We start from the raw sequence: 8177 nt of genomic DNA on the forward strand, positions 1-8177 counted from the left end.
CGCTGGATCGAACTCCGCGCCCAGCCCGGCCGGAAGGTCGTGCGGCGGCTGGCGCAGCGCCTCGATCACGGCGGCGGAGACCGGGCCCCGGGGCTGCGGCAGCGGCGCGGGGCCGTAGCGGCGGTCGACGGAGTCGGACATGGGACCTCCCGGTAACGGCTGGGGGTCTCCTGATGCCCTGCCCCGGTGGCGCTAAACGAGGTCCTCCGCCTCCACGGTCATCCGGGTGGAGAGCATCCGGTCGCGGACCCGGCGGGCGGCGTCGCCGTCGGCGAAGACCCCCCGCAGGTCGGCCAGCGCCGGTTCCGGCGGGCGCAGCGGCACCTCCGGGTCCACCACCGCCTCCAGCACGCACGGCCGGTCTGCGGCGAGCGCCTCGTCCCAGGCCGCCCCGACCAGTTCCGGCCGGTCGACCCGGACCCCGTGCAACCCGAGCAGCCGGGCCCAGCCCGCGTACGGCACGTCCGGGCGGCGGTGGGTGGCGTCGGTGACCTGCCGGCCGCCGCCCATGCCGGACTGGTCGCGGTTGTTGAGCACCAGCACCACCAGCCGCGGGTCCGCCCACTCGTGCCAGCGGTGCGCCACGGTGATCAGCTCGGCGAGGCCGTTGAGCTGCATGGCGCCGTCGCCGAGCAACGCGAGCACCGGCTGGTCGGGGTGGGCGAGCTTGGCGGCGAGCGCGTACGGCAGCGCGCAGCCCATCGAGCCGAGCGTGCCGCAGAGCTGCGCGTTCACCCCGGGCGGCAGCTCCAGGTGGCGGGCGTACCAGTAGATGACCGAGCCGACGTCGACGGCGACCGCGCCCCGCCGCGGCAGCCGGTGGGAGAGTTCGTGCAGCACCAGCTGCGGGTTGACCGGCTGGGCGGGCGCACCGGCCCGGGCGATCGATTCCTGCCGCCAGCGGTCCACCGAGCCCTCGACGGTGGCGCGCCACTGCCGGTTCGGCTGGTCGTGCACCCGGGTGAGCAGCGCACGCAGCGTCTCGGCGGCGTCGCCGACCAGCGGCACGTCCACCGGGTAGCGGGTGCCGATCCGCCGCCCGTCGATGTCGATCTGGACGGTCCGGGTCTGCCCGGCCATCGGGAAGTAGTCGATCCACGGGTCGTTCGTGCCGACCAGCAGCAGCGTGTCGGCGCCGCCCATCAGCTGCGCCGCCGCCGTGGTGCCGACCTCGCCGAGCACCCCGGTGTGGAAGGGCAGCCGCTCGTCGAGCACCGGCTTGCCGAGCAGCGAGGTTGCGACCCCGGCGCCGAGCCGGTCGGCCAGAACCACGACCTCGTCCTCCGCGCCCCGGGCGCCCTGACCGACCAGGATCGCCACCCGCTGCCCGATGGTGAGCAGCGACGCGGCGGCGTCCAGGTCCGCGTCGTGCGGCAGCACCCGGGCCAGCGGCTCCCCCGGCGTCGCGGTGAGCACCCCGGCCGCCTGCGGCTGGAGATCGGGTACGACGGTCTCCTGCAACTCGCGGGGCAGCACCACACAGGTGGGGCTGCGGGTGGCCGCGGCGGTCCGGAACGCCTGGTCCAGCAGGACCACCACCTGCCCCGGGGCGCGGCCGTAGCGGACGAACTGGTTGCACACGTCGCCGAAGAGCCGGCTCAGCCCGATCTCCTCGTGCGCGCCCCCCAGCGGGCCGGTGACGTCCTCCCCGACGATCGCCACCACCGGCTTGCTGTCCAGCTTGGCGTCGTACAGGCCGTTGAGCAGGTGCACCGCGCTGGGTCCCTGGGTGGCCAGGCAGACGCCGATCCCGCCGGTGAACTTGGCGTGCCCGGTGGCCATGAACGAGGCGGTCTCCTCGTGGCGGGCCGGCACGAACTCCGGGTCACCCCCGGCGGCGTCCAGCGCCTCGACCAGCGGGGCGATGGCCTCGCCCGGGTAGCCGAAGGCGCGGGGCACCCGCCAGGCCCGCAACCGGTCCACCACCAGGTCCGCGACCGTCCGGTCAGCCATTGCCGCGCCCGGGGGTGCCGGCGTCGACGTAGCGCAGCACCGCGCCGATGCCGTCGGTCAGGTCGGGTGCCTCGTCCCGGCCGAGGACGGTCAGCTCGGCGTCGGTGCCGACCAGGGCGCGGACCAGGGCCGCGTCGGCGCGGACCTGCTGCGGGTCGCGCACCGCGGGGAGCTGCCCCGGCTCGATGGCGATGTCGGTCGGCTCCGGACCGATCCAGAGCTGACCGGTCGCCGACGGGTCGTCGACGATGAGCATGGTGTCGACCTGGTTGCGCTGCAGGGCGGCCACCACGGCCTCCAGCCCGGCACCCACGTCCTCCTGCATGCCGAAGCGGTCGAGGGCGGCGGTGACGTGCTGCTCGGCGACCTCGGCGATGGCCTGCACGGTGATGTCGTCCATCAACTGCGGGTCGGCCCCGCCGGCGCGCGCGCCCGCGTCGGTACGCACCATCACGTCCTGCCAGCGGTCCGGCAGCTGCGCGGCGATCATGCCGGTGGCCCGGACGTCCCCGGCCACCACGACCACCTCCGCGCCGACCTGCTCGGCCAGTTGGACCGTGGCCGCGACGGCGTCGCCGGCGTTGTGGTGCCACGCCTCCACCGCGGAGCGCTGGTAGCGCGACTGCGACCAGCCGCCCGGCTGGACCCGGCGCCAACTGGCCGCCTTCCCGGCCGGCGATCTGGGCCCGGCGGGGCACCCCACCGGCGCTGATCGCGATCGCCTCGGCGCCGGTCCGGTCGGCCAGCACCCGGACCCAGGCGATCTGCTCGCCCCGCTGGGCGACCAGCGGCATGGTGTGCGGCAGGGTGGACCAGACGGCCAGGTCCTTGAACGGCGGCGCGCTGAGGTACTCGGTGAGCACCACCCGACCACGGGTGGCGAAGATCGCCACGCCGTAGTCCCCCGGCATCGGGTCGTGCCCACGCACCACCTGCCCGATCGCCTCGACGGTCGCCGCGTCGGCGCCCTGCTCCAGCAGGCGCCCCTTGACGGCCCGCCAGCGGAGGTCCACCTGGGGATGGGCGTCGTGGGTGTCCCTGGAGGCGTCCAGGTAGACCGAGCACCACGGCCCGGGACGGTCGTAGAGCGGGCGCAGGAAGGACAGCTGCATGCTCGAGACCCCTTTCCAGCTCGGCCGCACGCTTACCCGCGCCGCCGGGGATGTCACCTCGCCGGCACGTGCGCGTGACCGGGGTTCATTCACGTCGTTCGACCGGGGCGACCGCTACCATCAGTGCACGTATCCGGACTCTCGGTGGTGGTCATGGACAGCGATCTCCGGCTCCGCGTCGTGCATCCGACGCAGCGGATCCTCACCGGGCGGGTCGTCCGGTTGCTGGAGGGATATCCCCGCGAGGTGCGGGTCGGCCAGCCGGTGCTGGTGGTGGTGCTGACCGCGGCGAGCGTGGTGGGCCTGTTGATGCTGCTGGTGCGCAGCCTGCTCTCCACTGGTGGTGGGGGCGGTGCCCGGCGCGGCTGGAAGGATCTCAAGAAGGGGCCGGAGTTCCTGGTCACCCCGCTGCGGGTGCGCGACGCCGCCGGCCTGCTCTACGAGGTGGAGTTGCACGGCCACTTGCCGCAGAGCGCGCTGCACCCGGCCGATCACGTGCAGCTGACCCTGCGCCGGCAGCCCGACCCGGACCTGCCGCCCCGGGTGGAGCGGATCGTCAACGTCACCACCGGGCAGCTGCTCACCCCGCGCACCGCGACCGTCTGGTCGCACCTGGGGCCGCCGCTGCTGCTCCAGGCGCTGCTCGGCGCGCTGCTGCTCGCCGGCGTGGCGGCCTGCTCGGTGGTCACCGGCTGAGGAGTTTCCCGGCCCGTCGCGCCGGGCACCGGGGACGCCATGTTTCCCGGATTCGCCCTGGAACACGTCGACGTCGGTCCCGTCCGGCTGCGGGTACGGCACGGCGGGTCCGGCCCGCCGGTGGTGCTGCTGCACGGGCACCCGCGTACCCACGCCACCTGGCACCTGGTGGCGCCGCTGCTCGCCGACCGGTTCACCGTGATCTGCCCGGACCTGCGCGGTTACGGTGGCTCGTCGAAGCCGCCGGCCGGCCCCGACCACGCCGGGTACGCGAAGCGGGCGATGGCGGCCGACGTCGTCGGCCTGCTCGACGCCCTCGGCCACGACCGGGCGGCGGTCGTCGGCCACGACCGGGGCTGCTACGCGGCGATGCGCACGGCGCTGGACCACCCGGGCCGGGTGAGCCGGCTCGGCGTCCTCGACGGGGTGCCGATCGGCGAGGCGCTGGCCCGCTGCGACGCCCGCTTCGCCGCCCGCTGGTGGCACTGGTTCTTCCTGGCCCAGTCGGACAAGCCGGCCGAGCGGGTGATCAACGCCGACCCCGACGCCTGGTACGGCGGCTCGCCCACCGAGATGGGTGCGGAGGCGTACGCCGACTACCACCGGGCCATCCACGACCCGGCGACGGTGCACGCGATGTGCGAGGACTACCGGGCCGGCCTCGGCCCGGACCGGGCGGCCGACGAGGCCGACCGGGCCGCCGGACGGCGGATCGACTGCCCGGTGCTGTTCTGTTTCTCCACCCGCGACGACATGGCGGAGCTGTACGGCGATCCGGCCGCGATCTGGCGCGAGTGGGCCCCGGACCTGCGGGTGGCGTCCGTCGACTCCGGGCACCACATGGCCGAGGAGGCGCCGGAGCAGCTCGCCGCCGTGCTGGCGGCGTTCCTGGCGGGCGGCGGGGCCTAGCCGACGGGAGTGAGCGGGCGGGCCGGCTCGGGGGCGGTGCGGAGCATGCCCCGCCGCCGGGCCCAGCGCTCGAAGAACAGCGTGGCGAACGGCGGCACGGCGCTGACCAGCGCGACGGCGGTGACCGGCAGGCTCCACCGGTGGGTCCGGGCCATCACCAGCACCAGCAGCCCGTAGGCGACGAAGAGTCCGCCGTGGATCGGCCCGAAGATCTTGACGCCGATCTCGTTGGCCGGCGGGCCGTACTTGACGGCCATGCCGACCAGCAGGGCCAGCCAGGAGCACGCCTCGGCGATCGCCGCCGCCACGAACAGCCGGGTCGTCTTCTCACGCATCGCGCCATGCTAGCCAGCCGGGTCCCTCGAACCGGGGCGGAACCGCAGCGGAGGGACGGGGATCACGGAGGCCGCGAATGGGTAGGTAAGAGTCCTTCGGGTCTTCCCCGCCCGCGTCGGAACGTGCGAGGTTTGGGGGAACCAAGGGTGACAAGGTGGTGACCAATGGGCGAAGACGTCGGCGCGCGGACCTTCAGCCGAGAGGACCGGGCCCGCTACCGCGAGAAGGTACGCCGTTGCCTGGACGTCTTCGCCGAGATGCTGCGCGAGTCGCGGTTCGACGTGGAGCGGCCGATGACCGGGCTGGAGATCGAGCTGAACCTGGTCGACGAGGAGTCGATGCCGGCGATGCGCAACGCCGACGTGCTCGCCGCCGTCGCCGACCCCAGCTTCCAGACCGAACTGGGACAGTTCAACGTCGAGATCAACGTGGCCCCCCGGCGGCTCGCCGGCACCGGCACCGCCGAGTTCGAGGAGCACGTCCGGGCCAGCCTCAACGCGGCGGAACAGAAGGCCCGCACGGTGGGCGCGCACATGGTGATGATCGGCATCCTGCCCACCCTGCGCCCGCAGCACCTCACCGCCGCGACGCTGTCGCAGAACCCGCGCTACGAGCTGCTCAACGAGCAGATCTTCGCGGCCCGGGGCGAGGACCTGCGGATCTCGATCAACGGGGTGGAGCGGTTGGCGACCACCGCGGACACCATCACCCCGGAGGCGGCCTGCACCAGCACCCAGTTCCACCTCCAGGTCAGCCCGGCGCAGTTCGCCGACTACTGGAACGCCGCCCAGGCGGTCGCCGGCATCCAGGTGGCGCTCGGCGCGAACTCGCCGCTGTTCTTCGGCCGGGAGCTGTGGCGGGAGACCCGCATCCCGCTGTTCCAGCAGGCCACCGACACCCGCTCGGAGGAGATCAAGGCCCAGGGGGTACGCCCCCGCGTCTGGTTCGGCGAACGCTGGATCACCAGCGTGTTCGACCTGTTCGAGGAGAACGTCCGGTACTTCCCCGCGCTGCTGCCGGTCTGCGACCCGGAGGACCCGGCCGAGGCGCTGGCCGCCGGCGGGGTGCCGAAGCTGGCCGAGCTGCGGCTGCACAACGGCACCGTCTACCGGTGGAACCGGCCGGTCTACGACGTGCTCAAGGGCCGCCCGCACCTGCGGGTGGAGAACCGGGTGCTGCCGGCCGGGCCGACGGTGCTGGACACCGTCGCCAACGGCGCGTTCTACTTCGGGCTGGTCCGGGCCCTGGCGGAGTCCGACCGTCCGCTGTGGTCGCAGATGTCGTTCAGCGCCGCGGAGGAGAACTTCACCAACTGCGCCCGGCACGGGATCGACGCGCAGGTCTACTGGCCCGGCCTGGGCTACCTGCCGGTGACCGAGCTGGTGCTGCGGCGGCTGCTGCCGCTGGCGTACCACGGGCTGGACCGGTGGGGGCTGGACCCGGCCGAGCGCGACCGGCTGCTCAGCATCATCGAGCAGCGCTGCCTGACCGGGCGCAACGGGGCGACCTGGCAGGTGGAGACCCTGCACCGGCTGGAATCCGCCGACCACCTGGACCGGCCGGAGGCGCTGCGCGAGGTGGTCCGCCACTACGTGGACCTGATGCACAGCAACCGCCCGGTGCACGAGTGGCCACTGCCCTGAGTCGATCAGCCCCAGGGTGACGGATCGTCGCGCAGCCCGCGCCGTCAGACCTTGAGCACCACCTTGGTGCAGTCGTCCTGCTTCTTCTGGAAGATCTTGTAGCCCTTGGCCGCGTCCTTGAGCGGCATCCGGTGGCTGATGACGAAGCTCGGGTCGATCTCGCCCTTCACGATCCGCTCCAGCAGTGGGCGGGTGTAGCGCTGCACGTGGCACTGCCCGGTCCGCATGATCAGCGAGCGGTTCATGAACGCGCCCATCGGGAACTTGTCCACGAACCCGCCGTACGTCCCGATCACCGAGACCACTCCCCCGCTGCGGCAGGCCAGGATCGCCTCGCGCAGCGCGAAGGGCCGCTCGGTCTCCAGCCGGCCGGCCTGCTTCACCCGGTCGTATGCGTACATCGCGGCGTTGCCGTGGTGCCCCTCCAGCCCGACGGCGTCGATGCAGGCGTCCGGGCCCCGGCCGGCGGTGAGCCGGTTCAGCTCGTCCAGCACGTCGAGCTCCTCGTAGTTGATCGTCTCCGCGCCGGCCCGCTCGGCGGCGAGCCGCAGCCGGTACGGGTACCGGTCGATGACGACGACCCGCTCCGCGCCGAGCAGCCGGGCGCTGGCGGCGGCGAGGAGGCCGACCGGCCCGGCGCCCCAGATCGCAACCACGTCGCCGGGGGTGATGTCGCACATCTCCGCCCCCATGTAGGCGGTGGGGAAGACGTCGGCGAGCATCAACGCCTGGTCGTCGGGGACCTCGTCAGGGATCTTGATCGGGCCGACGTCGGCGAACGGCACCCGGGCGTACTCGGCCTGGCCACCGGCGTACCCGCCGAGCAGGTGGCTGTAGCCGAAGATGCCGGCCGGCGAGTGGCCCATGATCTTCTCGGCGATCCCGGCGTTGGGGTTGGAGTTCTCGCAGACCGAGTAGCGGCCCTGCTGGCAGGAGGCGCAGTTGCCGCAGGCGATGGGGAACGGCACCACCACCCGGTCGCCGACGGCGAGGTTGTCCACCTCCGGGCCGACCTCGACCACCTCGCCCATGAACTCGTGGCCGAGGATGTCGCCCTTGCGCAGGGCCGGGATGTACCCGTGGTAGAGGTGCAGGTCGGAGCCGCAGATCGCCGTCGAGCTGATCTTCACGATGGCGTCCCGGGCGTTCATGATGCGCGGGTCGGGCACGTCGACGACCTTGACGCTGTCCTTGCCCGTCCAGGTGGTGGCTCTCATCGTCTTTCCTTCCCGGTGGCGGTCAGCGGGCGGGCAGCGGCTGGGCGGGGCGTTGCTTGAGCTGCTGGTGCAGGGTGATCCCCTGCGGGCTGGCGTCGGAGCGGACCACCTCACCGGTCTCCAGCACCTGCTTGAACCGGCGCAGGTCGTCGCGGATCTGCTGCTCCGGCTCCTCGCCGAAGAGCTTCGCCACCGCACGGCCGAGCCGCCCGGCGGGCTGGCGTCGGAGCGGACCACCTCACCGGTCTCCAGCACCTGCTTGAACCGGCGCAGGTCGTCGCGGATCTGCTGCTCCGGCTCCTCGCCGAAGA

The 8177-nt window shown here is 73.2% G+C and carries 7 protein-coding genes and 1 pseudogene; 3 read left to right on the top strand and 5 right to left on the bottom strand.

What is annotated here, in order from left to right:
- Window positions 1-192 precede the first annotated feature (192 nt).
- Both JNW89_RS20260 and JNW89_RS20265 read right to left on the bottom strand, forming a co-directional pair.
- Window positions 193-1953: a thiamine pyrophosphate-binding protein gene (locus JNW89_RS20260; protein ID WP_238450087.1), complete on the bottom strand. Its 1761-nt coding sequence runs from the start codon at window positions 1951-1953 to the stop codon at window positions 193-195.
- Window positions 1946-3065 (bottom strand): annotated as a pseudogene (locus JNW89_RS20265) (Vms1/Ankzf1 family peptidyl-tRNA hydrolase). The gene JNW89_RS20260 and the pseudogene JNW89_RS20265 overlap by 8 nt, the downstream one beginning before the upstream one ends.
- A 144-nt stretch (window positions 3066-3209) precedes the next feature.
- On the opposite strand from JNW89_RS20265, the gene JNW89_RS20270 reads away from it, so the two are divergent.
- Window positions 3210-3761, top strand: coding sequence for a hypothetical protein (locus tag JNW89_RS20270; RefSeq protein WP_238450092.1), 552 nt, complete (start codon window positions 3210-3212; stop codon window positions 3759-3761).
- A 39-nt stretch (window positions 3762-3800) separates the two neighbouring features.
- Window positions 3801-4670, top strand: a complete 870-nt coding sequence (locus JNW89_RS20275) for an alpha/beta fold hydrolase (RefSeq protein ID WP_238450088.1) — start codon at window positions 3801-3803, stop codon at window positions 4668-4670.
- Here the strand turns inward: JNW89_RS20275 and JNW89_RS20280 are convergent.
- A complete protein-coding gene (locus JNW89_RS20280; RefSeq protein ID WP_210778836.1) occupies window positions 4667-5005 on the bottom strand; it encodes a DUF3817 domain-containing protein in 339 nt (112 codons plus the stop codon). The genes JNW89_RS20275 and JNW89_RS20280 overlap by 4 nt on opposite strands.
- 165 nt (window positions 5006-5170) lie before the next feature.
- On the opposite strand from JNW89_RS20280, the gene JNW89_RS20285 reads away from it, so the two are divergent.
- A complete protein-coding gene (locus JNW89_RS20285; protein ID WP_238450089.1) occupies window positions 5171-6649 on the top strand; it encodes a glutamate-cysteine ligase family protein in 1479 nt (492 codons plus the stop codon).
- A 44-nt stretch (window positions 6650-6693) separates the two neighbouring features.
- Here JNW89_RS20285 and JNW89_RS20290 read toward each other — a convergent pair whose 3' ends face one another.
- Both JNW89_RS20290 and JNW89_RS20295 read right to left on the bottom strand, forming a co-directional pair.
- On the bottom strand, window positions 6694-7866 hold the full coding sequence (locus JNW89_RS20290; RefSeq protein ID WP_238450090.1) for a zinc-dependent alcohol dehydrogenase: 1173 nt from the start codon (window positions 7864-7866) through the stop codon (window positions 6694-6696).
- Window positions 7867-7888: 22 nt separating this feature from the next.
- Window positions 7889-8059 carry a hypothetical protein gene (locus JNW89_RS20295; RefSeq protein WP_238450091.1) on the bottom strand — a complete coding sequence of 57 codons (171 nt, stop codon included), beginning with the start codon at window positions 8057-8059 and terminating at the stop codon, window positions 7889-7891.
- Window positions 8060-8177 lie beyond the last annotated feature (118 nt).

The sequence above is a fragment of the Micromonospora sp. 4G55 genome (genome assembly GCF_016803375.1).

Coding starts and splice junctions, on each gene's coding strand:
- JNW89_RS20275 (WP_238450088.1), top strand. CDS start 3,801: ATGTTTCCCGGATTCGCCCTGGAACACGTCGACGTCGGTCCCGTCCGG.
- JNW89_RS20280 (WP_210778836.1), bottom strand. CDS start 5,005: ATGCGTGAGAAGACGACCCGGCTGTTCGTGGCGGCGGCGATCGCCGAG.
- JNW89_RS20260 (WP_238450087.1), bottom strand. CDS start 1,953: ATGGCTGACCGGACGGTCGCGGACCTGGTGGTGGACCGGTTGCGGGCC.
- JNW89_RS20290 (WP_238450090.1), bottom strand. CDS start 7,866: ATGAGAGCCACCACCTGGACGGGCAAGGACAGCGTCAAGGTCGTCGAC.
- JNW89_RS20285 (WP_238450089.1), top strand. CDS start 5,171: ATGGGCGAAGACGTCGGCGCGCGGACCTTCAGCCGAGAGGACCGGGCC.